Source organism: Paraburkholderia monticola (assembly GCF_001580545.1).
Lineage (GTDB): Bacteria > Pseudomonadota > Gammaproteobacteria > Burkholderiales > Burkholderiaceae > Paraburkholderia > Paraburkholderia monticola.
Window position 1 is genome coordinate 75,072 of the sequence record NZ_LRBG01000011.1, and the last position, 24,164, is coordinate 99,235.

Genomic DNA, 24,164 nt, shown 5'->3' on the forward strand with positions numbered 1-24,164 from the left:
CCGGTTCATTCACTCTTTCACGTGCCACGTTCACCGCGGCAAAGACACGGAAAAAGTTGTCTCCGTATCGTCGGAGCGCGTTTCGATAGCACCATGGTGAGCCTTGGCAATTTCGCTTGCGATATACAGCCCCAATCCGAGGTTGCCGATCCGCTCATCTTCACCTTGTCGATCCGGTCCTCGCATCAGAGGATCGAAGATGCGGGCCAGCGTTGCGCTTCCGATCGCAGCTCCACGGTTGCTGACATCGATACGGACATTCGTTGCCTCACCAGTTACCGTCACGCGCACCGGCTTGTCTTGCGCTCCATACTTGAGGGCATTGAGTACGAGATTGCCAAGCAGTTGCTGCAGGCGTGGACCATCCCAGTCTCCCTGCGAGTCACCACTCGCGTCAAAATCGATCTGCCTGTCAGGATGAATTGCGCGCAACTCCTCGACTTCGTCAGCAAGCACATCCGCCAGATTGATATGGGTAGGGATGACGTTGATGCCGAGGCCAAGTCGGGTTCGATTGAATTCGGTGAGGTCGTCAAGTAACGCCTGAATCCGGGCCCCACTGCGTATCAGGCGGCCAGCGGCCCTGGATACCTGCTCCCCCGCGTTGAGTAGCGACAAATACGACGCGGTGACCTGAATCGCTTGCAGAGGGCTGCGGATGTCGTGCCCCAGCATGCCCAGCAGAAGGTTGCGGTTCTGCTCGATCTGCGCGTTGAAGGAGGTGACCGATTCGGCGAGGGCGTGATCGATCGCTTCGTTAAAGCGGATGACGTCGTTCAGATCGGGCACTGCCGGCTCGCAGTCATCCATCCACAGGCGAAGCACACTGGCGCGCAAGGCGCGATATTCGGCGGCGAGCTGGTTCAGGTTGAAGCCCGCCCGTGCGCGCAGAACGCCGTGCTTTTGCGCGGCTGTTTCTTCTGTTGGATCGATCAGGCCGGTACCTCGACCCATGGATTTTTCGCGCTGGGCTTCGCGCGATTGCGAGGTACTCATATCCTTTGCAGCATCTTGCAGGATCGCCGCCACCTGCTCGCGCAGCTCCGGCGATTCCATATGTTCCGCAGCCGGTAAAAGGGTGGCCGCAAACGCCTCCCATTGTTTCGAAATCGGCTCCAGATCTCGCAAGATAAAGTCTGAAAGTCGCATGCCTGGCTCCCTCAACAGGAAACGGATGTCACTCGGCCGTGGTCAGCGTAGCTATGCTACACGCAGAATCGGCCGCCAGAGCGCTAGCAGCTTTGGGAGACTCGCCGCCCGGCATGCTGGCGACTGCGCTTGCGAACGGCGGCTTCATCCTTCTCTGTCGCCGCAGCGCTTCGCGCAAGTTTGAGCGCCTTCTGGTCACGTTCAAGCTGCATTCTCATGTGCCGCATGAACTGCCTCGCGGTTTCCGTGAGTGGGGTGCCGGGGCGAAACACCAGGACTCCTGTGAACATGACCTCGACGTCAATCGGCTTCACGACGAGACCTCGGGCCTCGAAGTCCAGCGTCACGATCGGATGAGCGATGCCTATACCCACTCCCGCGAGCGCCAGTTCACAGACCGTGTGCGAATACGGCGTCTCGACGACCGGCTTGAGGCGGATCTCGCGCGCTGTGAGCTGTGTTTCCAGGCGAAGCCTCGTGCTGTCTTCGGGATTCAGCGCAATGAAGGGAAATTCAGGGAGGTCCTCGACTGCAATGAACGGACGAGCGGCCAAAGGGTGATGCCGGTTCATCACTGCGACAGCCGGCATACGCGCGAATACCGAGTGCTCCAGGCCGGCCATCGACATTTCGTCGGACATCAGGCCGAAATCCACCTGGCCCGCCGAGACCTTCTCATGCACTTCGCGCGAGCTCATTACCTGTAGCGATATTTGCACGTTTTTCGACGGAGCATCGAACGCCGCGATGACGCGAGGCAGAAAACCTGTGCCGAGTGCCGGCAGACAGGCGACCGCCAGCCGCCCCAATCCGTAGGATCGCAAACTACGAATTCGATGCTCGATGACCTCGAATCCGCGGAAATATTGGTCTACCTCCCGCATCAGGGCGACGGCTTCCTGGGTAGGAACGAGCCGGCTGCGTACCCGCTCGAACAGCGCGAAGTCCGCCATGGTTTCCAGACGCCTGATGGCCTGGCTCACAGCCGGTTGCGAAATGCCGAGCAGGGCAGCCGCTTTGCTCGTGCTTCCCGCGGTCATGACCGCCCTGAACACTTCGATATCCCTGATCCTCATAACCTGTACTTATTGACCTAATTATTTCCGATGTTGATGCAAGCTCGGGCGAAAGTAAACTGCAGTCGTCAATACGCCGCCAGGCAATCACCGAGAGCATGATGACAAGACAAAACCAGAAAGCGCCGCAGCCGTTCCGCAGTCTGTCCCCAGCCGTGATGCGGGCATCCACGGTCGTATTCAATTCTCTGGCCGAGTTTGCGCACCGTAAAGAGCGGCAGCCGGACGGTTACAGCTATGGCATCACCGGAACCCCAACGGCTCGCCAACTGGAGCAGCGTATCGCCGAACTCGAAGGCGGTGCGCATTGCGTGGTGACGCCCTCTGGTCAGTCCGCGTTGATGACGACCGTGATGGGATTCGTGCGCGGTGGCGATCACCTGCTCGTGTCTGCTGCCTGCTACGGCGCGTTGAAGACGTTCGCGGACAAGTGGCTGGCGCACTTCAACGTCGAAGTCGAACTGTATCCGCCTGCCATCGGGGCTGAGATCAGCGACTACATCAAGCCCAACACCCGCATGATCTGCATCGAGTCGCCGGGCACGGTGACGATGGAGATGCCCGACATCCCGGCGATCGTGGAAGCCGCGAAACGTCACGGTGTATTGACGATGATGGACAACACATGGGGAAGTCCGCTTGCTTTCAAGCCGCTCGAACACGGTGTGGACTTCAGCATTGAAGCAGCGACGAAATTCTTCGGTGGCCATTCGGATTTGCTGATGGGCTGCATCAGCATGAACGACGCGCAGTACTACGCGGCCGTGCGCGAGACGCAGAGCATTCTCGGCCAGCAGACCAGTCCAGACGACTGCTTCCTCGTGATGCGCGGTTTGGAAACCCTCAAGGTCCGCTTCGCCGCCCAGAGCGCCTCGACGCTGCAGATTGCGAGGGAGCTCGAACGCCATCCTGAAGTGAGCAAGGTACTGTTCCCGGCGCTACTGTCGGATGCCGGCCACGCCATCTGGAAGCGGGACTTTTCGAGCAGCGGTTGTCTCTTCTCCCTGATTCTCCAGCCCGCGCCGGAGGCAGCGTTCAGCGCGTTCTTCGATGCGCTCCAGCTATTCGCCATCGGTGCAAGCTGGGGAGGCGTGCATAGCCTCGCTGCCTACTATCCGGCCCCGTTGCAGGCCGAGCGCGCGTTCCCGCTGACCGACCGGCCGATCGTGCGTCTTTCGATCGGGCTGGAGGACCCGGCGATGCTGCTTGAAGACCTGTGTGGCGGTCTCGACGCATTCAGACGAACCCGCGCAACCGGTGCCTGAAATTTTTCCGTTCAACTGACCTGGACTAGTGAGTACGAGATGAAAACAACCGATGGATGGAGACCCGCTCTCACGATAGCGAGTTTCGTGGCGCTTTGCGCAGCGTTCAGCTTTCCCGCTACTGTGCGAGCGGCCGACATGCTGGCTCAGGCGAAGGCGAACGGCACATTGCGGGTGGCCAACACGCAGAGCAGTCCACCATGGAGCATGCTTGACGAAAGCAATAATCCTGTCGGCTATGACGTCGCAATTGCAAGGGAAGTCGGCAAGCGCATTGGCGTGCCGAATGTCGTATTCGTCGCCGATTCGTTCAAGAACTTCGTGGAAGGGTTGAAGACGGGTAAGTACGACCTGGTCATGAACGATCTCACACCGACGCCTGAACGCGAGCAACAGGTTGATTTCGGCGATCCATACGGCGTGGAGGATTTCCGCATTTTCGTACCCGCGAGCAACACCGACATCAAGGGAAAAGACTCGCTTAAAGGCAAACGGGTGGGCGTGGTCACCGGCTCCAGCAATGAAATATGGGCACGAGCACACCTGAATGACTCGGATATCCGTTCCTACGACAATGGGGCGCTCATTTTCAACGATCTCGGCAGTGGGCGCATCGACGCGGTGATCATTTCTCACTTCGGCGGCATGAAGTACGCCAACGTCAACCACTTACCCGTGAAGGAAGTAGGCGAACCCTTGATCTATCAGCTATCAGCGCCGGCTATGGTGAAAGGCCAACCGGCCTTACGCGCAGCCATCAATAAGGCGATCGCGGAAATGATGGCTGACGGGACGATCCAGACCATTGCGAAGAAGTGGGTCGGGCGCGATTACGACATGGCCGGCACGATCGCCAAAGCCAAGGCGCAGAAGGAGTAATCGTGATCGAACTTTTCATGCGCTCCCTGCCGCTGTTGCGCAGCGCGGTGCTGATGACGCTCTTTCTCGGCTTAACCTCGTTCGTGCTTGGTTCGACGCTGGGGCTGCTCGTCGCGCTGGCCCGTGTCTCGAGCATAGGCGCACTGCGCACGTTTGCATTCGCATTCGTCTCCATCTTCCGTGGCACGCCGCTGCTCGTGCAGATGCTGCTGATCTATTTCGGCTTGCCGCGCTACGGACTGACACTTGACCCGGTTCCTGCCGCGCTTCTTGCACTAACGCTGTTCTCGGCAGCGTATCTGAGCGAGAACTTCCGTTCCGGCATCAACGCAGTGGACAAGGGCCAGTGGGAAGCTGCGATGTCGCTGGGCATGGGTTATCGGAAAGCCATGTCGCGGGTTATCCTCCCTCAGGGCCTACGCATCGCCATTCCACCCGTCGGCAGCCGCCTCATTGCACTCATCAAGGATACGTCGCTCGCCTCGACCATCACCGTCGTAGAACTGACCCGCGTGGCCGACCAGGTCGGCGCATCCACCTTCCGCTACATGGAAATGTTCCTGATGGTCGGCCTCATTTACTGGGGCATCAACCAGATTCTCACGATTGTCCAGACGATCCTCGAGAATCGCTCGTCGAGGCGTTTTGTATGAATACGGATATCAGGGCAATCGAAGTTCGCGGACTTTCGAAGGCCTTCGGCGGCAACCCGGTATTGCGCGGCGTCGACTTCAGTGTATCGAAGGGCGAAGTTGTCGTTGTAATGGGGCCGTCCGGCTCGGGCAAGACCACGCTGCTGCGTTCACTGAATTTCCTCGAAATGCCGGATGCCGGCACCGTGACTGTGTGTGGCATTGACGTCGAATGCGCCGGTTCATCGAAACCGTCACGCGAGCATCAGAAGAAGATTCGCGCGATCCGCCAGCGCACGGCAATGGTGTTCCAGTCGTTCAACCTCTTTCCACACAGGACAGCACTGGAAAACGTGATGGAAGGTCCTGTCAGCGTCAAGGGCGTTCCCCGTGCGCAGGCAGCGGAGCGCGCAATGAGCTTGCTCACACAGGTTGGCCTGGCGGCAAAAGCCAACGAGTATCCCGCACGGCTGTCCGGAGGTCAGAAGCAGCGTGTAGCGATCGCGCGTGCGCTCGCGATGGATCCGGAAGTCATATTCTTCGACGAGCCCACTTCCGCTCTCGATCCCGCGCTGCGAGAGGATGTCCTGAACGTTATGCGCGACGTCGCGAAACTGGGCATGACGATGCTGATCGTCACACACGAAGTGCGGTTTGCGCGAGATGTCGCGGATCGGGTCGTTTTCATGGACGGCGGCGTGGTCGCGGAAGACACGACACCGCAAGCCTTCTTTGGTGAAGGCAGCAGTCCACGCGTCAGGCAGTTCCTTCATCTGATCGAGACCTGAGCGTTGACAGGCGGGGTGTGCATTCATGGCCGCTGCGCAAGTGCCGCCAGTGGTTGGCAAAGCCGTAGATCGGCGGCGCAAGTCCTTTCCGTGAGCGTTCGCACTGCGGGCGCGCAGAACCGCCGTGTGCGTGCGGGCGCGTTTTAGTCTGTTTCATCGAAGGCGGTGGAGATTTTGGGCTGTCGCCCATGTACGGACATTTCGTGTCGCGGTATTTATCTGATCGCTGCTGATCCGGGCAGCAACTCCAGATAAACCGCCGACACACATATGTCCTTGTCCATATTTGAGATGCACTCCGTGGAACTGTTCTGTCAGAGGCCGCTGGGTGCCTGTTATGTCATCTGCGACGAATGGCACTACAAGGCGTGCCTTGGAAAGGCCGCAGACCTTCAGAAAGCCAAGGCGGAGACTCGGGAATTTCTGGGTATCGCCGAACTGAATCGCAGGAAGTGGGGGGAAGACCTGACGCTGGTCAGGCGTCTCATTGGTCGTAAGGTGCTGGGATTTCATGGTGTGCGAGACTGGAACCCCGACACCGATGGCTGGTGGATCATCAAAGCACTTCTCGACGACGTGCGCAAAGGCGTCCGGCTTGCCATTAAAGGCCCGCGCGATAGCCTGTTTCCATCACCCTACAGCAGTACGCCGTTTAGGAATCTCGTCGCGAGGTCCGTCCAGTACGATCCGGCCGCCTGGCAAGCCCAGTTAGCCGGTGCGCGCGCAGCCAGGGCTAGCGATCGAGGCGCCTCAACGCTGCTCGGCAACGCGCAGCCGTTTGAGTATGTGCCTGATGCGTTGAGCGGCGATGTCGTTGAACTCGCCGCGAGCACGAATAATCCAAACTACGCGGCGAAAATGCTGGGGTATAACCGCGACACGTTTGGCGACATGGTTCATGCGATGAAATATGATCTCAAGCTGCGAGGCGATGACAATGTCATTTGGCACGATAGTGGGGACGTTGAATTTAGAAAAAACATCATCGGCAATATGCACGACTACGCAAACTGATCTTCATACGATGAACGCACATCAACTCGCACATGTATCATTTTCGATAGCCGGGGATGATCTAGATCCTGAGGTCTGGACCAGATATTTCGGTGTTCCGCCGGACACGGCTATAGTCAAGGGGAAGCAGTTTATGACTCCCTCGGGGCGATTGAGCAGCGTGCCGGGGCGTACCGGCGTATGGGGGCTGAGAAGCAAAGCCGCCGTTCATAGCGACTCGCTGGAACCGCATCTCCGCTATCTTATTGATCGCCTGAATTTGCCGCGAGATGACTTGCGCCAGCTACTCGCAGACAAGGGCGCACAGATGCGTTTCTTCTGTTATTGGGATAACGAGAGCGGCGACCGCGTGCCTGATGTGCCCGACGATATTCGCACCATGATGGAAGCCATGGGCGGCACGGTTGAGATTGATGAATATCGATAGAGCCTCGCTCGAATGCACAAGCCGATCCTCGGGAGTCGGCTTTTTTGTGCGAGCCCGCTGGGTGCCTGTTATGTCATCTGCGACGAATGGCACTACAAGGCGTGCCTTGGGAAGGCCGCAGACCTTGAGAAGGCCAGGGCGGAGACCCAGGAATTTCTGGGTATTGCCGAACTGAATGAAAGGAGGTGGAAGGAGGACCTGAAGCTGGTCAGGCGTCTCATTGATCGTAAGGTGCTGGGATTTCATGGTATGCGAAACTGGAACCATCGACACCGATGGCTGGTGGATCATCAAAGCACTTCTCGACGATGTGCGCAAGGGCGTCCGGCTTGCCATTAAAGGCCCGCGCGAGAGCCTGTTTCCATCACCCTACAGCAGTACGCCGTTGAGGAATCTCGTCGCGAGATCCGTTCAGTACGATCCGGCCACCTGGCAAGCCCAGTTAGCCGGTGCGCGCGCAGCCAGGGCTAGCGATCGAGGCGCCTCAACGCTGCTAAGCGATGCGCAGCCGTTCGAGCTTGGCGATTCAGCCAGCAGTGGTAACGTGTCGACGATGGCGGCGCGTGGTGTGAGTGAAGCACACGAGGCCGAATGTCTTGCGCACTATGAGAGGCACATGGCCGAATGCATGGCCTATCGAAGCGCAAAGGGCGGTCAACGCTTTATGGCTGCGTGTTCGCAGCGAGTATTCCAGAACTACCAACAGTGCAGAGGCTATTGATGGCGAATATTCCAGAAAGGCGATGTGTCGTGGTCATGTGGTCCGAAGATAAACAGGCGCTTGTCTCGTATACGCTCGCCGCTGAGAAGGTGCATGCAGTAACGCAGAGGCTTTTTCCTCTTGAACTGCCGATTGCCGACTACAACAACACTCTGGACGATGAGTTCGCCAAGCGGTTTGGGGCTGCCACACTTAACCTGCTTGCCCTCTCCAACCCCGATATGAAACCTTTTGTCAAAACTACACCTGCGGAAGATTAGTCGGTTCGCGCGTGGCAGACGGTAAAAGCCAGGAAGGGGCACGGCGCTTTTGGTGTAACCCTTCGACTCTATTGTGACCAGAGAAAACGGCTAACAAGAACAAACGCGCGCCGCCGCGCTTGAGGACCGCCAGAATTTCGGGGGCATCAATCTTTGCAACAAGACGCTTGCCGAGCCAGGGAAGCGCATCGTTCTTGAAGCGCACCAGTGTCTTTTCGTACTGGCCAATCTCGACTGACTGGGCACGTTCCTCTATCCATGTGAGCGCGATGGCTTCAAATGAATTGGATGCGGCCAGGCGGGCGGCGCATTTGTCGGCTTTTTTTGCTTCGCTGGGATCAATGTTCGCGGCCAGCTTCTCGCGGGCGTCGGCAAGCGGCACGTCCTTATAGACGCCGAGCGCAAGGCTCTTGTCCTTTCCAGCGAAGCGGTACTTGAAAATCCATCGCTTGCTCCCCGATGGCGTGACAAGCAGCAGGCCACCACCGTCATATAGCTTCGGCTGTTTTTCCCCCGACTTGGCGTTACGGATCGTGAGGTCGGACCGTGCCATGTTTGCTCCTCCGGCTTTGCGCTAATGCGGGAGGTGTTGTCTGGCCGCATCGCGCCCGATGCACGAGAACCCCCGAAAGAACCCCCTGACGGGGGTCGCGGTCGATGGTGAGCCATTGGCGACGACAGCAAACAAAAACCCCGCTCAGCTTTGTCTGGCGGGGTTGTGTCGAGAACCGTTGAAGTCGGTTGGAGGGTATCTGGTGCCCAGGGCCGGAATCGAACCGGCACGCCTTGCGGCGGGGGATTTTGAGTCCCCTGCGTCTACCAATTTCACCACCTGGGCAGATACTGCAGTGCGCGCATCGAAAGATCAGCGCGCGAGGAAGACGCAGATTATGGCCGAAAATCGGTCGACGGGCAAGCCGATCGCTTTGAGCCGCCCCAACGCGTTCGCGGCGAGCGATGCTCAGACCGTGCGCGAGAACCGTTCGAGCGACTGCTGGCCGAGATAACGGTCAAATACCATCGCGAGATTGCGCACGAGCATGCGGCCGGCCATCCGCACTTCGAGCTTGCGCGCGCCGAGCGAGATCAGCCCGTCGTCCTCGAATGAACGCAGACGCGCGAGTTCCGGCGCGAACGTGTCGGCGAAGCGGATGCCGTACGTCGCTTCGAACTCGTCGAAGCGCAGTTCGAGGTTGCACATGAGCTGCGTGATCACGTCGCGCCGCAGACGGTCGTCGGCGGTGAGACGAATGCCGCGCGCGATCGCGAGCCGGCCCGCGTCGATCGCGTCGGTGTAGGCGGGCAGTTCCCGCGCGTTTTGCGCGTACACATCGCCGACCTTGCCGATCGACGATGCGCCGAAGCCGATCAGATCGCATTCGGCCCGCGTGCTGTAGCCCTGGAAATTGCGATGCAGCGTGCGCTGCGCCTGCGCGCGCGCGAGTTCATCGGTGGGTAGCGCGAAGTGGTCCATGCCGATGTAGACATAACCCGCCTCGGTCAGCCGTTCGACCACCCGTCGCAGCAGCGCGAGCCGCTGTTCGCTCGACGGCAGCGTCGCGGGATCCAGCTGGCGCTGCATCTTGAAGAGCTGCGGCATGTGCGCATACGCGAACACCGACAAGCGATCCGGCGCGAGTTCAAGCATCGTGTCGAGCGTGCGGCTGAAGCTCGCGACCGTTTGATGCGGCAGGCCGTAAATCAGGTCGACGCCGATCGAATGGAACCCGTGCCGGCGCGCGGCCTGCATCACCGACGCAGTCATCTCCAGCGGCTGGATGCGGTTGATCGCCTGCTGCACGCGCGGATCGAAGTCCTGCACGCCGAGGCTCAGCCGGTTGAATCCGAGGCGGCGCAGAAGCGCGATCGTGTCGGGCGACGCCTCGCGCGGATCGACCTCGATCGAATATTCGGCCTGGTCGTCGGGCAGCAACTGGAAGTGCTCGCGTGTCGCGGCCATCAGTTCGGCCATCTCGTCGTGCGACAGGAAGGTCGGCGTGCCGCCGCCCCAATGCAGTTGCGACACGGGCCGACGCGTATCGAAACACGCTGCCTGCAAAGCGATTTCGCGTTTGAGCCGCTCGACGTACGGCCGCGCATGCGCACGGTTTTTCGTCACGACCTTGTTGCAGCCACAGTAGAAGCACACCGTGTCGCAAAACGGAATGTGGAAGTACAGCGACAGATCGGTCGACGCGGCGTCGGGGTCGGCGGTCGCGCGGCGATAGTCGGCGGGGTCGAACGATTCGCGGAACTGCGGTGCGGTCGGATAGGACGTATACCGGGGACCATTCGCGCTGTAGCGCGCGAGCAGGTCGGGGCGGAACAAGGTGTCGGCGGGGGGCATGAGCATGGGGGTCAGGAGATCGCACGAACGGGCAGTGGCACAATGCGGGTCTGGCAACGCTTTGCCAAGGTTTGAGTTCAGGAAAGATGACGTGGATCAAAGGTTGAACAGCGCACTGGACGGTCATGCGTGCCGTCCCGATTGCGGCGCGTGCTGTATCGCGCCGTCGATTTCGAGCCCGATTCCCGGCATGCCGGACGGCAAGCCCGCGGGTGTGCGCTGCGTGCAACTCGGCGACGATCTGCGCTGTGCCATCTTCGGCCGCCCGGAGCGGCCCGCGTGCTGCTCGGGTCTACAGCCGCAACTCGAGATGTGCGGCTCGACGCGCGGCGAAGCGCTGGTGTGGCTGACGCAACTCGAGGCGCAAACGCAACCGGCGTCCCGGCCATGACGCGCGGCACGTGATAAGCGCGATCATCCGCCCCATCCGTCCCATCCGCCCCATCCGTCCACGCAAGCCGATGTCCGCCAGGGCTTCCACAGGAGATTTCGCATGATTCGACCCGCAGCGCCCGCCCGGCGCCGCTTTCTGCGCGCAGCGCTGACCGGCTGCAGCGTGCTTGGCATCACCTTGTCGCTCGTGGCCTGCGCGAGCCCGACGTTTCCGTTCATGCCGTCGCACTACACGTTCTCGCAGCAGCAGGTGCAGGAGGCCGTGCAACGCAAGTTCCCGTATCAGCGCACGGTCTCGCAACTGTTCGACGTCGCGCTGAGCAATCCGGTGGTGGGCATGCTGCCCGATGCGAACCGCGTCTCGGTGAAGCTCGACGCGCGTTTCGCGAGCCCGCTCCTGCAGCAGCCGGTCGATGGCGTGTTCACGCTGTCGAGCGAACTTGCGTACGACGCGGCGAGCCGTTCGGTGATCCTCAAATCGCCGACTGTCGACAACGTCAGCGTGAACGGCCAGGCGCAGATGTACACGCAACAGATCAACGCGGCCGCGGCGCTGCTCGCAACCCAATTGCTGACCAACTATCCGATCTACACGTTCAAACCCGAGCAACTGCAATTTGCCGGCGTTCACTACGAACCCGGTACAATCACCATCCTTACAAACGGCATACGCGTGCAGATCGTCGAAAAATGACACGCACGCGCGGCCGCCAGGGCCGTGCATGCTTGCGATGATCGTGCCGGCCCTTTTCGTTGCGTCAACCTACCGCGATAAGGGGCACGGATGGACTGGCTACTGGCTTGCAAGGCATTGATTCTCGGCGTGGTCGAGGGCTTGACGGAGTTTTTGCCGGTGTCGAGCACCGGGCATCTGATCGTCGTCGGCAGTCTGCTCGATTTCTCCGACGAGCACGCGAAGACCTTCGATGTCGTGATCCAGCTCGGCGCGATTCTCGCCGTGTGCTGGGAGTTTCGCCGCCGCATCGGCGAGGTGATCGTGGGTTTGCCGAGCCGGCCCGAGGCGCGTCGATTCACGCTGAACGTCATCATCGCGACGATTCCGGCGATCGTGCTGGGCCTGCTGTTCGAAAAATCGATTAAGGAGGTGTTGTTCTCGCCGGTGCCGGTCGCGTTCGCACTGGTGGCGGGCGGCGTCGTGATCCTGTGGGCGGAAGCGCGTCAGCGTGCGCGCGGCGACGCGGCAGTGCGGGTGCGCAGCATCGACGACCTGAGTCCGCTCGACGCACTGAAAGTCGGCCTCGCGCAGTGCTTCGCGCTGATTCCGGGGACTTCGCGCTCCGGCTCGACGATCATCGGCGGCATGTTGTTCGGCATCGAGCGCCGCACCGCGACCGAGTTTTCATTCTTTCTCGCGATTCCGATCCTCTTCGGCGCAACCGCCTACGAGCTCTACAAGAGCTGGCACCTGCTCAGCACCGATGCGCTCGGCAGCTTCGCGCTCGGTTTCGTGGCGGCATTCGTCAGCGCGTTCGTCTGCGTGCGCTGGCTGCTGCGCTACGTCGCGTCGCACGACTTCACCGTGTTCGCGTGGTACCGGATCGGCTTTGGCCTGCTGATTCTGCTGATTGGTTATAGCGGCGGCTTGAGCTGGGCCGATTGAGGTCGGCCGTGCAATGAAAAAAAGGTCCGCTTAGGCGGACCTTTTTGCTGGCTGACTGTTTCGTCGAGTTACGCGGGGTCGCGTTTGCGGAACACCAGGTCCCACACGCCGTGGCCGAGGCGCAGACCGCGTCGCTCGAACTTGGTGACCGGACGATAGTCGGGCCGCGGTGCATAGGCATCGGCGGTGTTCTCGAGCAGCGGGTCGGCGCCGAGCACGTCGAGCATCTGTTCGGCGTAGTTCTGCCAGTCGGTCGCGCAATGCAGATACGCGCCCGGCTTCAGGCGCGACACGAGCAGCGCGACGAACTTCGGCTGGATCAGCCGGCGCTTGTGATGACGTGCCTTATGCCACGGGTCGGGGAAGAAGATGTGCACGCCGTCGAGGCTGTCGGGCGCAATCATGTGCTCGAGCACTTCGACCGCGTCGTGCTGGATGATGCGGATGTTCGTCAGCGTCTGCTCGCCGATCAGCTTCAGCAGCGCGCCGACGCCGGGCTCGTGGACTTCGACGCCGAGGAAGTCGTCGTCGCTACGGTGCGCGGCGATCTCCGCCGTGGTCGCGCCCATGCCGAAGCCGATCTCGAGTATGCGCGGTGCCTGCCGGCCGAACACGCCGGTCCAGTCGGGCTGCTGCGGCGCGTAGGGCACGACGAAACGCGGGCCGAGCTCGTCGAGCGCGCGGCGCTGGCCCGTCGACACGCGACCCGCGCGTGTGACGAAGCTGCGGATGCGGCGGTGATACAGCGTATCCGCCGATGTCGCGTCTGGCGTGCCTTCGACGTGGTCCGTCTCATTGCCGGTGGGTTGGTCGGCGGATGCGCCGAGCGGTGTCGGGGAGTCGTCCGGCAGGCCGGAGTCGTTGGGATCGTGGATCATCGTCGATGCTGGAAGGGGAGGGGCGCGCGGCTTGCGCGCTGTGCCGGGCCGTCGCCACTACAAAAAAGCCGCCTGCAGGGAGGCGGCTCTTGCTGGATTCGGCCGAACCCTCAGCCGGAAAGTGGAGCGGGCGATGGGAATCGAACCCACGGCTCTAGCTTGGGAAGCTAGGGTATTACCATTATACGACGCCCGCAGAACTCGCGATTTTACAGGGCTTTGGGTCGTTTGGGGAGGGGTGAGGCCGGATGCGGCGTCCTGGCGGCGCTTGTTTTGCGTCGCCGGAGCGAGCCTCACTGGCCTTCAGAGCCGGTCTGCGCCTGCCGTTAACCCGAGTGCCGCCCAACACCGTGCGCTTTCGCAACCGCAAGCCAGCACGCCCCGGCGCTCCCCATTCCGATCGAGAGACTTTCCCAAGATGCAGTGGTTTTCCAATCTGAAACTGAGCCAGAAGCTGGTCGGCTCGTTGATGCTGTGCGCGTTCGTGACGGCCATCGTCGGCACGGTCGGCGTGCTGAAGGTGCGCGAAGTCGCGACGATGCAAACCGAGATGTACGACCGCGAATTCGTGCCGGTGCGCGACGACGGCACCGCCGCGTGGCAGGCGGCTTCGCACTTCCGCCGTCTCTATTCGTACATCCTGAATCCGGAGCCGGCCGGCCGCGCCGATACGGTGCGCCTGAATCACGGTGGTGAAGCGGCGATCCTCTCGGCGTTCGACTACGAGCGCAAGCACGCGACCACCGACGCGCAGAAGCAGCTGCTAAGCGACTTCGACGCCGCCTATCCCGCCTATATGAGCTCGGTCGCCAAAGTGATGGCGCTGGCCGACCAGGGCGATCAGACCGGCGCGCTCGCCGAGCTCAAATCGACCACCGACCCGCTGCACGTCAAGCTGCGCACGCTGATGATCAAGCTGTCGGACGTGCGCGACGAACTGGCCCGACAGCGCGTCGAAAACGGTGTCGAGATGGTTCGTTCGGTGACATGGTGGATCGCCAGCTGCGCGGTCGTCGGCGTCGCGATTGCGATCGGCCTCGGGCTGCTGGTGACGCGCGCGGTCGTGCGACAGATCGGCGGCGAACCGGCCGAAGTCGCGAAGGTCGTCGAGCAGATCGCGAGCGGCGACCTGAGCCAGCGCCTGCACACCGACCTGACCGACGGGCGCAGCATCCTGCGCGCGGTCGCGCACATGCAGCAGCGTCTCGCGACGACGATCGGCTCGATCCGTGAAAGCGCCGAGTCGGTCAGCATCGCCTCGCAGCAGATCGCGAGCGGCAACATCGATCTGTCCGCGCGCACCGAAGGGCAGGCCGCTTCGCTCGAGCAGACCGCGGCGAGCATGTCGGAGTTGACGCAGACCGTCAGCCGCAACAGCGACAACGCGCGCAACGCGAGTGCGCTCGCGACTCAGGCGGCGCAGGTCGCCAACACCGGCAACACCGCCGTCGAGGGCATGGTGCGGACCATCGGCGAGATCAGTGGCAGTTCGACGAAGATCTCGGAGATCACCGGCGTGATCGAGGGCATCGCGTTCCAGACCAATATTCTTGCCTTGAACGCGGCGGTCGAGGCCGCGCGCGCAGGCGAGCAGGGTCGTGGCTTCGCGGTGGTCGCGAGCGAGGTGCGCAATCTCGCGCAGCGCTCGGCGAGCGCGGCCAAGGAAATCAAGGAGATGATCACGACCTCGGCCGCGATCATCGAGGGCGGCACACAGCAGGCGGCCGAAGTCAGCGCGACGATGGCGGATATCAAGGACGCGATTCACCGCGTGTCGGATATCGTCGGCGAGATCGCCACGGCCTCCGAGGAGCAGAACCGCAGCATCCACCAGGTCGGCCAGGCCGTCACGCAGATGGACGAGACTACGCAGCAGAATGCGGCGCTCGTCGAAGAGGCCGCGGCGGCCGCGCAATCGCTCGAATCGCAGGCGCGCAAGATGAAGGAGACGGTGTCGGTGTTTCGGACAGGCGATAGCCGGAGTTTCGTTTCACGCGCGCCGACGCCGAAACAGCCGGCGGCAGCGCTTGCGAACAATGCGGCGCAAACGCAGCGGGTGGCCGCGACGCCGAAGCGCGTGGCCGAAACCGTGGATAGTGACTGGAATACGTTCTAAGTACAGCCTAGGGGACCTAGGCGTTGCGGGATCGAATCGCGCTGAAGTTCAATTTGAATTTCAGCGCCGCGAGTCTGCGATGCTGCTGCGTGTGCCGGATCCCTTTTTTGCGTCCGTGAATTAGAACGGTCGTAGACGTAGAGCGCGTCATTTCCCGCGAATTCTTCGATGCCGTAACGCGTGCGAGCGATGTCCCACGCCGCGCAAATCTACTTGCGTTCATTACGCTTCAGGCATCGTTCAGGCACCCATGAGGTCGCCGATTCATTGAATCTCCAGCGCAATTTCCGATGTCGCATCGGCTCGCCCTTAGCGAATTCAATTCATTACGCATAAAAATAATGAGCGTTCGCGCCATTCATTAAAAAATCGCGAATGAAAACTAAAGACACGTGAAAGCGTGCCGTATACATCTTTGCGTCATTTCAAAATGTTGCAAAAGCTTAATTAGCGTGTGACGCGAAAAACATCGAGGTTTAATCCCAACTAACGGCATGGAAGGGCGGCCCTGATCGACCGCACTCGCCGCAAAAAGAAAAATGAACATGAAAATCAAAGCTACGTTGACGCTATCCCTGCTTGCTTCGCTGGTTCTGACGGCTTGCGGCGGGGGCGGGGGCTCCGATCCAGCGCCGACTTCGTCGAGCAATGCGTCGGCACCGTCGACGGCAAGCTCTCCCACCGGCGCCAGTTCGCCCGCCGGCGCTTCGACGCCCGCTGTCAGCGGCGAACAACTGCCGAGTCTGACAAGTCCGCAGGCCGGCTCGACCGCCGCGACCGGCAATGGCCTGGAAGGTATCTGGACGACGCCGTCCGGCGTCAGTATGACGAACGGGTTCATCGATCCGCAGGGCAACCTTTCCAGCCTGAATTCGGTCGGCGGATTCGGGGTGTCGGAATTCTTCGGCGTGCTCGCTGGCACGGCGCCGAACTGGACGCTGACGTCGGGCACGGCATTCATCAGCAATGTCTACTATCCGACCACCGCCGGTTCAGGCACGTTCGCCGCGAATCAGACGTTCACCGGCAGCTATACCGACAATGGCAGCACGACCTCGCTGTCGTGGATCTACGACGCCGCGAATGCGCTCGCGGTGACGCAATCGAGCGTCGCGGGCACGTGGGCGGAAACCGGTTCGTCTCTGACGATCGCCGGCGACGGTTCGCTGACTGGCAACCTCGGCGGCTGTCAGGTGTCCGGAACGCTGCTGCTCACGACGCCGTCGTCGAGCAAGAATCTCTATACGCTGAGCGTTACCGGCACGAGCGCAACCTGCACGCTGCAGTCGGGCACGACCTATTCGGGCAATGCCGCGATCAAGTTCCTGCCGATTTCGGGAAGCAGTCTCTACACACGCTCGATTTTCTATCTCATCAAGTCCGCGGATAACGCGACGCTCGCCTACGGACAGCTGAAGCCGCAATAAGCGGAGTCGGCGCAGTGGCGCACGCAGCCGGCCGCCGCACCTGCATGCGGTGGCGGCCGGTTGCCTGATTGGGTATCGAGGATAGGGGAGGGGCGGCGGGTGCTTATTCGAGGAACCGGAAAGGCCTCGGCGCCGCGCCTTCAGATCACAAAATAAGTCAGCTGAACCGCCGCGCGCGTGACGACCATCTGCAGCACCTGCACGATCACGAACAGCAGGATCGGCGACAGATCGATGCCGCCGAATTTCGGCAGCACGCGACGCAGCGGATTCAGAAACGGTGCGGTCAGCTGATAGAGAATCGGCATCGCCGGCGAACGCGGATTGAGCCACGACAGCAGCGCCATCAGGATCGTCATCCAGATGATCAGGTTGAGCGCCCATTTGATCGCGGTGAGCACCGCGACGATCAGCAGCGTCGGCACCAGCGTGAGCGGATCGGCGCCGGTGAGCACGACCATCAGGACGACGTAGATGATCGCGGCGATCAGCGTCGCGACCACGCTCGCCCAGTCGATGTTGCGCGTGCTCGGCAGGATGCGTCGTAGCGGCAGCACGAGCCAGTTGGTCGCCTGCAACACGGCGTTCGAGACCGGGTTGTACGGCGGCAGGCGAACGACTTGCAGCCATGCGCGCAACAGCAGCGCCGCGCCGAACAGCGTGAAAATGGTATTGAGCAGAAAACGGGCGATATCGCCAAACATCTCGTGTCCTTATGCTTCTGATGACGGCCGCCGGCCGGCCGCGGGCTGCCGGCGTCGCCCGATCGGTGCGCGCCGGCGTTGTACCTGAATTGACCCGGTCAGCCACCCGGAGGATCGACGTCATTGCGCGCCGTCGCCCGATGGCTGTCTGTCCGGCATCACACGGAAATCCGGACCTCGCTGATCAGGATCGTGCCGTTGCCGCCGTCGGTGTAGTTCGGAATGTCCGCCAGCAGTTGTTCGGACGCGGGCTTGAATACTTTATAGAAGTCGTCCGCGCTGTCGAACAGGAAATGACCCGCGGCCACGTACGGCGGCGGCGTGCCGGGCGGGCCGGCGTTCAGACCCGCGTCGACCGACCAGCCCTTTAACGCCGACCCGAACAGCTTCGCCGCGAGCGGCATATGGGTCGCGCAGTAGTAGTCCATGTCGAAGCGGCCGTTTTCCCGATACGGATAGAGGATGCTGACCTTGATCATTATGGGTTCTCGTCTGTTGATCCCGAAGCGCGGCGCGGGTGCTTGCGTGGTTCGCAAGTGGTACGCCTCGCGCGCCGGACGTCACATTATCACGGCTTACTTGACGCTTGCACCTGCCGCGGCCTGATTCAGCGAGCGGCCCAGCGATTCTTCCACAGCTTCGGAGATCGCTTCAATCGTCGCCGGGGGCGTGGCACGGCGTTGGGCGAGGTTGACCGCGCGGCGCGTCAGCAGACCGTACAGCGCGGCATGATCGCCGCCGAATCCTTCGAGCAGCGCCAACTGCTTTTCCACCACACCCGTATCGCCGCGCGAAACCGGCCCCGCGAGCGCGTTGGGCAGGCCCTTGTCGCGCGCGGTCTCGATCGTGCCGGCGAGCATCGGTAGCAGCGCGCGCAGCGCGTCGTCTTCGGCGAAGCCGAGCGTGCGCCACAACGCGACGCATTCGGCGAGGCTGCATAGCGCGAAGCTCGCCGCGTAATGCGCGGCGGCGTGATACAGCATGCGGCCGCCCGGCGGAATCGACAGCGGATGGCAGCGCAACGCGAGCGCGAGCGCGGTCAGTGTCTCTTTCAGCGCGCCGTCGGCTTCGATCGTCACCGAGCAGCCGGCGATGCGCTCGAGATCGGCGAGCTCGCCGCTAAACAGATAGAGTGGATGAAAGCCGCCGATCGCCGCGCCCTGAGCGCGCGCCGGCGCGAGCTGCTCGACCGGCGATGCGCCGCTGCAGTGCACGAGGGCCTGACCGTGGTGGCTTGCCGCGTTGCCTCCAAACCGGAGTGTGTGCGCTGTCGTACCGATGCTGTCATCGGGAACGGCTAAAAAAACGATATCGGCGGCTTCGACGACCTGTTGTGGATCATCGCAGGCCGCACAGTGTTCGATCTGGCTGGCGAGCCGGCGCGCGGAAGCGGCCGAGCGGCTCGCCACAGCGGTGACCGGATAGCCGGCGCGCGCAAACGCGAGCGCGAGACATCGCGCGAGCCGCCCCGCGCCGATGAAGCCGATGCGCGGCAAAGAAGACTGGGACATGGTCGCCTGCTCCGGACGGATCGTGTGAACGGGAAAGCAGCAGTATCGCGCATCCCGCGAACCGTGGGCGCGATCCGGCCCCTTGCAGGGTCGGACAGCTGTCGTCGGATGAGTTTGCGGTCGATATACCACCCGCGGTTGGTCATCGGGCGGCGCGACGCCGGTGGGTGCGAAAACTGTTCACAATCGTCGGTGTCAGGATCAGTGGTCGAATGAGCGGATTGTGTAGTTGCGGTTCCAACGTCGTTACTTCGTTTTCAGGCAGAAACTCGGGAGGGTCGAGATGAGTATTTTTTCTTACCGAAAGCACCTGCGATTCCTGACGCACGCCCAGCGCCGCCGCTGGTGGGATCAGAAAAAGCGCCTGACGCCGCGCGTGCGGATCAGCGGCGCCTACGTGCCGCCGAACGTGTCCCGCGAATTCGTGTACGTGAAGGTCGGCTAGACGCACGATCTTCACAGGCGAGAAATGCCCGGTTCGAAGCAATTCGCCGGGCATTTTTCATTGGGAAATTCCTTCCGGCTGTCAGGATTGAAGCGAATTTGTAATTAAAGATTACCGATTCGCGAACTCCCACGCGCGCGCTCGATCAGACATATGACGCGCGCCTCGACGGTCGCGCGCAAACCCTTGATTCCCGGCCCATTTCACCCACGTCGCGGCGGCGCGTCTGCCCGTGCCCGCGACGCTCGGCAAAACGCCTGCGCTCGCTCATTGCAATTTGCAACAAATGCGAACAGTTCGGCCGGGGCTTTTTAGATAGATTGACTCAACAGCATGCGAGGCATGCGCAGTCGGCGACCTTGGTTGGGCGCGCTAGGAGAATAGAAGTGAAAAAGATCGTTCCGTTTGTCGTTGCAGCCGGACTCGGCCTGGGGCTCGCCGGGGCTGCTCAGGCACATGTCTCTGTCGGTATCGGCATTGGGGTGCCGGTCGCGCCGGCTTATCCGGTCTATGCGGCGCCGCCGCCGGTCTATTACGCGCCGCCGCCTCCGCCCGTGTATGCGCCTCCGGTCGTGGTCGCGCCGGCTCCCGTGGTGGTCGGCGGCTACTACGGGTATGGCCGCCCGTACTATCGTGGCTACTACCACGGCTATCGCGGCTACTACGGACATCCTTACTATCGTCACTAAACGGGGGCGCGCATAAGATGCGCGGGTAGGTCGACGGCGTAACGCCGGCTCATGCCGGGTTACGCCGTCTTTATTTGTGCGGCCGGTTTCGCGCCTTCGCGCAAGCGTCGTTCCAAAGCATCGGCGAAGCTGGGAGAATGATCGCTTCGCCACCGCCTTAGGAGAGTTTCGCCGATGCAAGCGCTTCCCGCTCCCACCTTCGATGACGTCCTCGACGCCGCCGCGCGTCTCGAGGGCGTCGCGCACCGCACCCCCGTTCTGACGTCGAGCACGTTCAACGAGCGCACTGGCGCGTCGGTGTTCTTCAAGTGCGAAAACTTCCAGCGCATGGGCGCGTTCAAGTTCCGCGGCGCGTACAACGCGATTTCGCATTTCGACGCGGAGCAGCGCAAGGCGGGCGTGCTGACCTATTCGTCGGGCAATCACGCGCAGGCGATCGCGCTGTCGGCGCGGCTCGCCGGCATTCACGCAACGATCGTGATGCCGCACGACGCGCCCGAGGCCAAGGTCGCCGCGACCAAAGGCTACGGCGGCGAAGTGATCACCTACGACCGCTACAAGGAAAATCGCGAGGAAATCGGCCGCCGGCTCGCCGAAGAGCGTGGCATGACGCTGATCCCCCCGTACGACCATCCGCACGTGATCGCCGGGCAAGGCACCGCGGTCAAGGAGCTGATCGACGAAACCGGCCCGCTCGACATGCTGTTCGTGTGCCTCGGCGGCGGCGGCTTGATTAGCGGCAGCGCGTTGTCGGCGGCCGCGCTGAGCCCGGCTTGCACGGTGATCGGTATCGAGCCTGAAGCGGGCAACGACGGCCAGCAGTCGCTCGCGCGCGGCGAGATCGTGCATATCGCGGCGCCGCACACGATCGCCGACGGCGCCGCCTCGACGCATCTGGGCGACTACACGTTCGCGATCATCCGTCAGCTGGTCGCGCGAATCGAAACGGTCAGCGACGCGCAGCTGATCGAGACGATGCGGTTTTTCGCGCAGCGCATGAAGATCGTCGTCGAACCGACCGGTTGCCTCGCGGCGGCGGCGGTGCTGAACGGCATCGTGCCGGTGAAGGGCAAGCGTGTGGGCGTGGTGGTGAGTGGCGGCAACGTCGATCTGCCGAAGCTCGCGCAGTTCCTCGCCTGAGCGGTTCAAGCCAGGTCGCATGAAGGCAAAACGGCTCGCCGAGGCGAGCCGTTTTCTCGTTCGTCAGCCGCTTCAGCTTGCCACTTGCGTGGTGCTCTGCACGATCAGGTCGTGATACCCATTGACGATCACGCTGTACGAGAAATACGCGAACAGCAGCGCGGACAGAACGTGACACGCGCGCAGCAGACCGGCGCCGGCGCGCTTGCGGCCGTGGCTGCCGAGCCCGCAGATAAAGAGCGTCCAGCACAGGCCGCCGAGGAAAAAGCCGCCGAGGAAGATCAGCGCGGTCGCGGGGCTCGTTGCGCCGGCCTTCGCGATCAGCGCGCCGCCGACCGCCGCGAACCACAGAATCGCCGAGGGCGACGAGACCGCGAGCAGCACCCCGCGCAGAAACCCGCGCCAGGGCGACAGATGCGGCGCACTCGCGTCGCCTTCGCCGGCAACCGCGGGCGCCGTGGCAGGGAACATCGCTTCACGCGCCATCTTCCACGTGAGAAACAGCAGGATCACCGCGCCGCCGATCCACACGACCCAGCGCACCGACTCGAATTGCAGCAGCGCGGCCATGCCTGCGAGCGCGAGCGTCGCGTAAATGAGATCGCCGACGCACGAGCCGAGGCCGAGCCAGAAGCCCGGCCGGAAGCCGTGCGACAGCGTCAGCGAAATGATCGCGACGTTGACGAGACCGATATCGAGACAAAGCGACAAGGACAGAAAAAATCCGTCCGACATCATTGAAAAAGCGTGCATCCGGGCGAGCGCTCCATCCTTTATTGATTGTGTTGTCCGGCGAGCGTTACAGGCCGAGGCCCAACTCGTTCCACAAGTTATCGACACGTTGCTTGACCGCGTCGTCCATCACGATCGGGCGGCCCCATTCGCGGTCGGTTTCGCCCGGCCACTTGTTGGTCGCGTCGAGCCCCATTTTCGAGCCGAGGCCGGCCACCGGCGACGCGAAATCGAGATAGTCGATCGGCGTGCGGTCGACGAGCACCGTGTCGCGACTCGGGTCCACGCGCGTGGTGATCGCCCAGATCACTTCCTTCCAGTCGCGGATATTGACGTCCTCGTCGACGACGACGATGAACTTCGTATACATGAACTGCCGCAGGAAGCTCCACACCCCGAACATCACGCGCTTGGCATGGCCGGGGTAGCTCTTCTTCATTTGCACGATCGCCATGCGATAGCTGCAGCCTTCGGGCGGCAGGTAGAAGTCGGTGATCTCGGTGAACTGCTTTTGCAGCAACGGCACGAACACTTCGTTCAGCGCGACGCCGAGCACGGCGGGCTCGTCGGGCGGCTTGCCGGTGTAGGTGGAGTGATAGATCGCGTCGCGGCGCATCGTAATGCGCTCGACCGTGAAGACCGGGAACCACTCCTGTTCGTTGTAGTAGCCGGTGTGATCGCCATAGGGGCCTTCGAGCGCGTGTTCGTACATCGCCGAGGCACCCTTGGTCGGACGCGGCGGCGCGCCAGCCGGCGCGGGCGAGGGCGCGCCTTCCTGCGGATAGATGAAGCCTTCGAGCACGATCTCGGCGCGCGCGGGCACCTGCAGTGCGTCGACACCCGGCGTGATGCACCTGGCGAGCTCGGTGCGCCCGCCGCGCAGCAGCCCGGCGAACTGGTATTCGGACAGCGTGTCGGGTACCGGCGTGACCGCGCCGAGGATCGTCGCCGGGTCCGCGCCGAGCACCACGGCGACCGGATACGGTTTGCCGGGATTCTTCAGCGCGAACTCGCGGAAATCGAGCGCGCCGCCGCGGTGGGCGAGCCAGCGCATGATCAGTTTGTTACGCCCGATCAGTTGCTGACGATAGATACCCAAGTTCTGTCGGCTCTTGTTCGGCCCTTTCGTGACGGTCAGACCCCAAGTGATCAGCGGTCCGGCATCGCCGGGCCAGCAGGTCTGAATGGGCAGTCTGGCGAGGTCGACATCGTGGCCCTCCCAGACGATTTCCTGGCAGGGCGGTGCGCTGACGGTCTTCGGTGCCATGTCCCAGACCGCCTTCGCCAGCGACAACAGCTTGCCCGCGTCCTTGAGCCCTTTCGGCGGCTCCGGTTCCTTCAGCGCGGAGAGCAGTCGGCCGACGTCGCGCAGCGATTCGAGCGCCGCCTGGTCGCCCGCACCGGCCTCGGCATCGATGCCCATGCCGAGCGCGACCCGGCGTGGCGTGCCGAACAGATTGCCGAGCACCGGAAACGCATGCTGCTCAGTGTTCTCGAACAGCAGGGCCGGGCCGCCCGCGCGTAATACGCGGTCGCACACTTCGGTCATTTCGAGATTCGGCGACACCTTTTGCGAGATTCGGCGCAGTTCACCGATCGTCTCGAGGCGGCCGATGAAATCACGCAGGTCTTTGTATTTCATCTGTAACGGTTCAGGGGTCGCATGCACGGCGCATAGGACCGGGAGCACATCAGGACCAGCGGTAGCGTCGTCTGGCGTTGAAAGACAATTGTCGATTTTACCTGCGTTAGCCAACGCACGTAGATCAACTAAATGGGCTATTCCAGACAGTCAAGGCACGATCGCTGAAAACGCGCATAGAGCGCGGCTTTCGGGCGACTGAACACTGTTCATAATTACAAATAGTTATAGTTTTTGCATTCTATAGTGTTGACGATCTATAAAACGGTGCATAGAATCCGTCGACATTGGTTGTAGGGCGTTTACCT

26 protein-coding genes and 2 tRNA genes are annotated in these 24,164 nt (G+C 62.0%); 16 read left to right on the forward strand and 12 right to left on the reverse strand.

All coding sequences use genetic code 11. The features are described 5' to 3' along the window. Nucleotides 1–30 precede the first annotated feature (30 nt). Both CI15_RS13980 and CI15_RS13985 read right to left on the reverse strand, forming a co-directional pair. Nucleotides 31–1,149, reverse strand: a complete 1,119-nt coding sequence (locus tag CI15_RS13980) for a sensor histidine kinase (RefSeq protein WP_062128701.1) — start codon at nucleotides 1,147–1,149, stop codon at nucleotides 31–33. 83 nt (nucleotides 1,150–1,232) lie between these two features. Beyond that, nucleotides 1,233–2,225 carry a LysR substrate-binding domain-containing protein gene (locus tag CI15_RS13985; protein ID WP_241495837.1) on the reverse strand — a complete coding sequence of 331 codons (993 nt, stop codon included), beginning with the start codon at nucleotides 2,223–2,225 and terminating at the stop codon, nucleotides 1,233–1,235. A gap of 101 nt (nucleotides 2,226–2,326) precedes the next feature. On the opposite strand from CI15_RS13985, the gene metC reads away from it, so the two are divergent. The 8 genes from metC (at nucleotide 2,327) to CI15_RS14025 (ending at nucleotide 8,211) form a co-directional block, all read left to right on the forward strand. Next, the gene (gene metC / locus CI15_RS13990) at nucleotides 2,327–3,490 is read left to right on the forward strand and encodes a cystathionine beta-lyase (protein ID WP_062128702.1); all 1,164 of its coding nucleotides are present in this window, start codon (nucleotides 2,327–2,329) and stop codon (nucleotides 3,488–3,490) included. A gap of 39 nt (nucleotides 3,491–3,529) precedes the next feature. Continuing rightward, the gene (locus CI15_RS13995; RefSeq protein WP_063910537.1) at nucleotides 3,530–4,369 is read left to right on the forward strand and encodes a transporter substrate-binding domain-containing protein; all 840 of its coding nucleotides are present in this window, start codon (nucleotides 3,530–3,532) and stop codon (nucleotides 4,367–4,369) included. Between the two features lie 2 nt (nucleotides 4,370–4,371). Further along, nucleotides 4,372–5,022, forward strand: a complete 651-nt coding sequence (locus CI15_RS14000) for an amino acid ABC transporter permease (protein WP_082814212.1) — start codon at nucleotides 4,372–4,374, stop codon at nucleotides 5,020–5,022. After that, nucleotides 5,019–5,789, forward strand: a complete 771-nt coding sequence (locus tag CI15_RS14005) for an amino acid ABC transporter ATP-binding protein (RefSeq protein ID WP_062128704.1) — start codon at nucleotides 5,019–5,021, stop codon at nucleotides 5,787–5,789. The genes CI15_RS14000 and CI15_RS14005 overlap by 4 nt, the downstream gene beginning before the upstream one ends. 291 nt (nucleotides 5,790–6,080) lie before the next feature. Next, nucleotides 6,081–6,803 carry a hypothetical protein gene (locus CI15_RS14010; protein ID WP_241495840.1) on the forward strand — a complete coding sequence of 241 codons (723 nt, stop codon included), beginning with the start codon at nucleotides 6,081–6,083 and terminating at the stop codon, nucleotides 6,801–6,803. Nucleotides 6,804–6,813: 10 nt separating this feature from the next. Further along, entirely contained in the window at nucleotides 6,814–7,230 is a 417-nt protein-coding gene (locus CI15_RS14015) for a DUF4279 domain-containing protein (protein WP_062128709.1), read from the forward strand. Between the two features lie 244 nt (nucleotides 7,231–7,474). Beyond that, on the forward strand, nucleotides 7,475–7,951 hold the full coding sequence (locus tag CI15_RS37685; RefSeq protein WP_241495838.1) for a hypothetical protein: 477 nt from the start codon (nucleotides 7,475–7,477) through the stop codon (nucleotides 7,949–7,951). A 35-nt stretch (nucleotides 7,952–7,986) separates the two neighbouring features. Next, on the forward strand, nucleotides 7,987–8,211 hold the full coding sequence (locus CI15_RS14025; RefSeq protein WP_161950038.1) for a hypothetical protein: 225 nt from the start codon (nucleotides 7,987–7,989) through the stop codon (nucleotides 8,209–8,211). On the opposite strand, the gene CI15_RS14030 is transcribed toward CI15_RS14025, so the two are convergent. The 3 genes from CI15_RS14030 to hemN all read right to left on the reverse strand — a co-directional run bounded on the left by CI15_RS14030 (nucleotide 8,192) and on the right by hemN (nucleotide 10,558). After that, the gene (locus tag CI15_RS14030; protein ID WP_062128712.1) at nucleotides 8,192–8,764 is read right to left on the reverse strand and encodes a tyrosine-type recombinase/integrase; all 573 of its coding nucleotides are present in this window, start codon (nucleotides 8,762–8,764) and stop codon (nucleotides 8,192–8,194) included. The two genes, CI15_RS14025 and CI15_RS14030, sit on opposite strands and share 20 nt — an antisense overlap. 200 nt (nucleotides 8,765–8,964) lie before the next feature. Continuing rightward, nucleotides 8,965–9,049: transfer RNA gene (locus tag CI15_RS14035), tRNA-Leu, on the reverse strand. 123 nt (nucleotides 9,050–9,172) lie between these two features. Then, a complete protein-coding gene (gene hemN / locus CI15_RS14040; RefSeq protein WP_062128955.1) occupies nucleotides 9,173–10,558 on the reverse strand; it encodes an oxygen-independent coproporphyrinogen III oxidase in 1,386 nt (461 codons plus the stop codon). 91 nt (nucleotides 10,559–10,649) lie between these two features. Between hemN and CI15_RS36080 the strand changes: the two genes are divergently transcribed. The 3 genes from CI15_RS36080 (at nucleotide 10,650) to CI15_RS14055 (ending at nucleotide 12,572) form a co-directional block, all read left to right on the forward strand. Then, the gene (locus CI15_RS36080; RefSeq protein WP_062128714.1) at nucleotides 10,650–10,949 is read left to right on the forward strand and encodes a YkgJ family cysteine cluster protein; all 300 of its coding nucleotides are present in this window, start codon (nucleotides 10,650–10,652) and stop codon (nucleotides 10,947–10,949) included. 102 nt (nucleotides 10,950–11,051) lie between these two features. Beyond that, nucleotides 11,052–11,645, forward strand: a complete 594-nt coding sequence (locus CI15_RS14050; protein ID WP_062128716.1) for a DUF1439 domain-containing protein — start codon at nucleotides 11,052–11,054, stop codon at nucleotides 11,643–11,645. Nucleotides 11,646–11,735: 90 nt separating this feature from the next. Continuing rightward, the gene (locus CI15_RS14055; protein WP_062128717.1) at nucleotides 11,736–12,572 is read left to right on the forward strand and encodes an undecaprenyl-diphosphate phosphatase; all 837 of its coding nucleotides are present in this window, start codon (nucleotides 11,736–11,738) and stop codon (nucleotides 12,570–12,572) included. A gap of 68 nt (nucleotides 12,573–12,640) precedes the next feature. Here CI15_RS14055 and trmB read toward each other — a convergent pair whose 3' ends face one another. Together trmB and CI15_RS14065 are read right to left on the reverse strand one after the other, a co-directional pair. Then, entirely contained in the window at nucleotides 12,641–13,450 is an 810-nt protein-coding gene (gene trmB, locus CI15_RS14060; RefSeq protein ID WP_062128719.1) for a tRNA (guanosine(46)-N7)-methyltransferase TrmB, read from the reverse strand. Between the two features lie 122 nt (nucleotides 13,451–13,572). Further along, nucleotides 13,573–13,646: transfer RNA gene (locus CI15_RS14065), tRNA-Gly, on the reverse strand. A gap of 222 nt (nucleotides 13,647–13,868) precedes the next feature. On the opposite strand from CI15_RS14065, the gene CI15_RS14070 reads away from it, so the two are divergent. Both CI15_RS14070 and CI15_RS14075 read left to right on the forward strand, forming a co-directional pair. Continuing rightward, nucleotides 13,869–15,566 (forward strand): methyl-accepting chemotaxis protein, encoded by a 1,698-nt coding sequence (locus CI15_RS14070; RefSeq protein ID WP_062128721.1) that lies wholly within the window; start codon nucleotides 13,869–13,871, stop codon nucleotides 15,564–15,566. Nucleotides 15,567–16,111: 545 nt separating this feature from the next. Next, nucleotides 16,112–16,993, forward strand: coding sequence for a hypothetical protein (locus CI15_RS14075; RefSeq protein WP_420915860.1), 882 nt, complete (start codon nucleotides 16,112–16,114; stop codon nucleotides 16,991–16,993). 140 nt (nucleotides 16,994–17,133) lie between these two features. Here CI15_RS14075 and CI15_RS14080 read toward each other — a convergent pair whose 3' ends face one another. The 3 genes from CI15_RS14080 to CI15_RS14090 all read right to left on the reverse strand — a co-directional run bounded on the left by CI15_RS14080 (nucleotide 17,134) and on the right by CI15_RS14090 (nucleotide 19,208). Next, nucleotides 17,134–17,697: a YggT family protein gene (locus CI15_RS14080; RefSeq protein WP_062128724.1), complete on the reverse strand. Its 564-nt coding sequence runs from the start codon at nucleotides 17,695–17,697 to the stop codon at nucleotides 17,134–17,136. Nucleotides 17,698–17,855: 158 nt separating this feature from the next. Further along, nucleotides 17,856–18,176, reverse strand: a complete 321-nt coding sequence (locus CI15_RS14085; RefSeq protein WP_062128726.1) for an EthD family reductase — start codon at nucleotides 18,174–18,176, stop codon at nucleotides 17,856–17,858. A 96-nt stretch (nucleotides 18,177–18,272) separates the two neighbouring features. After that, the gene (locus tag CI15_RS14090; RefSeq protein WP_062128728.1) at nucleotides 18,273–19,208 is read right to left on the reverse strand and encodes a Rossmann-like and DUF2520 domain-containing protein; all 936 of its coding nucleotides are present in this window, start codon (nucleotides 19,206–19,208) and stop codon (nucleotides 18,273–18,275) included. 283 nt (nucleotides 19,209–19,491) lie between these two features. Between CI15_RS14090 and CI15_RS37290 the strand changes: the two genes are divergently transcribed. The 3 genes from CI15_RS37290 (at nucleotide 19,492) to CI15_RS14100 (ending at nucleotide 21,482) form a co-directional block, all read left to right on the forward strand. Then, entirely contained in the window at nucleotides 19,492–19,653 is a 162-nt protein-coding gene (locus tag CI15_RS37290) for a hypothetical protein (RefSeq protein ID WP_013090236.1), read from the forward strand. A 386-nt stretch (nucleotides 19,654–20,039) separates the two neighbouring features. Next, the gene (locus CI15_RS14095; protein WP_062128729.1) at nucleotides 20,040–20,342 is read left to right on the forward strand and encodes a hypothetical protein; all 303 of its coding nucleotides are present in this window, start codon (nucleotides 20,040–20,042) and stop codon (nucleotides 20,340–20,342) included. A gap of 174 nt (nucleotides 20,343–20,516) precedes the next feature. Beyond that, complete coding sequence (locus tag CI15_RS14100; RefSeq protein ID WP_062128731.1) at nucleotides 20,517–21,482, forward strand: threo-3-hydroxy-L-aspartate ammonia-lyase; 966 nt, start codon at nucleotides 20,517–20,519, stop codon at nucleotides 21,480–21,482. Nucleotides 21,483–21,554: 72 nt separating this feature from the next. Here CI15_RS14100 and CI15_RS14105 read toward each other — a convergent pair whose 3' ends face one another. Together CI15_RS14105 and CI15_RS14110 are read right to left on the reverse strand one after the other, a co-directional pair. Next, nucleotides 21,555–22,235: a LysE family translocator gene (locus tag CI15_RS14105; RefSeq protein WP_062128732.1), complete on the reverse strand. Its 681-nt coding sequence runs from the start codon at nucleotides 22,233–22,235 to the stop codon at nucleotides 21,555–21,557. 46 nt (nucleotides 22,236–22,281) lie between these two features. Then, a complete protein-coding gene (locus tag CI15_RS14110) occupies nucleotides 22,282–23,856 on the reverse strand; it encodes a UbiD family decarboxylase (RefSeq protein ID WP_062128734.1) in 1,575 nt (524 codons plus the stop codon). Nucleotides 23,857–24,164: the final 308 nt, after the last annotated feature.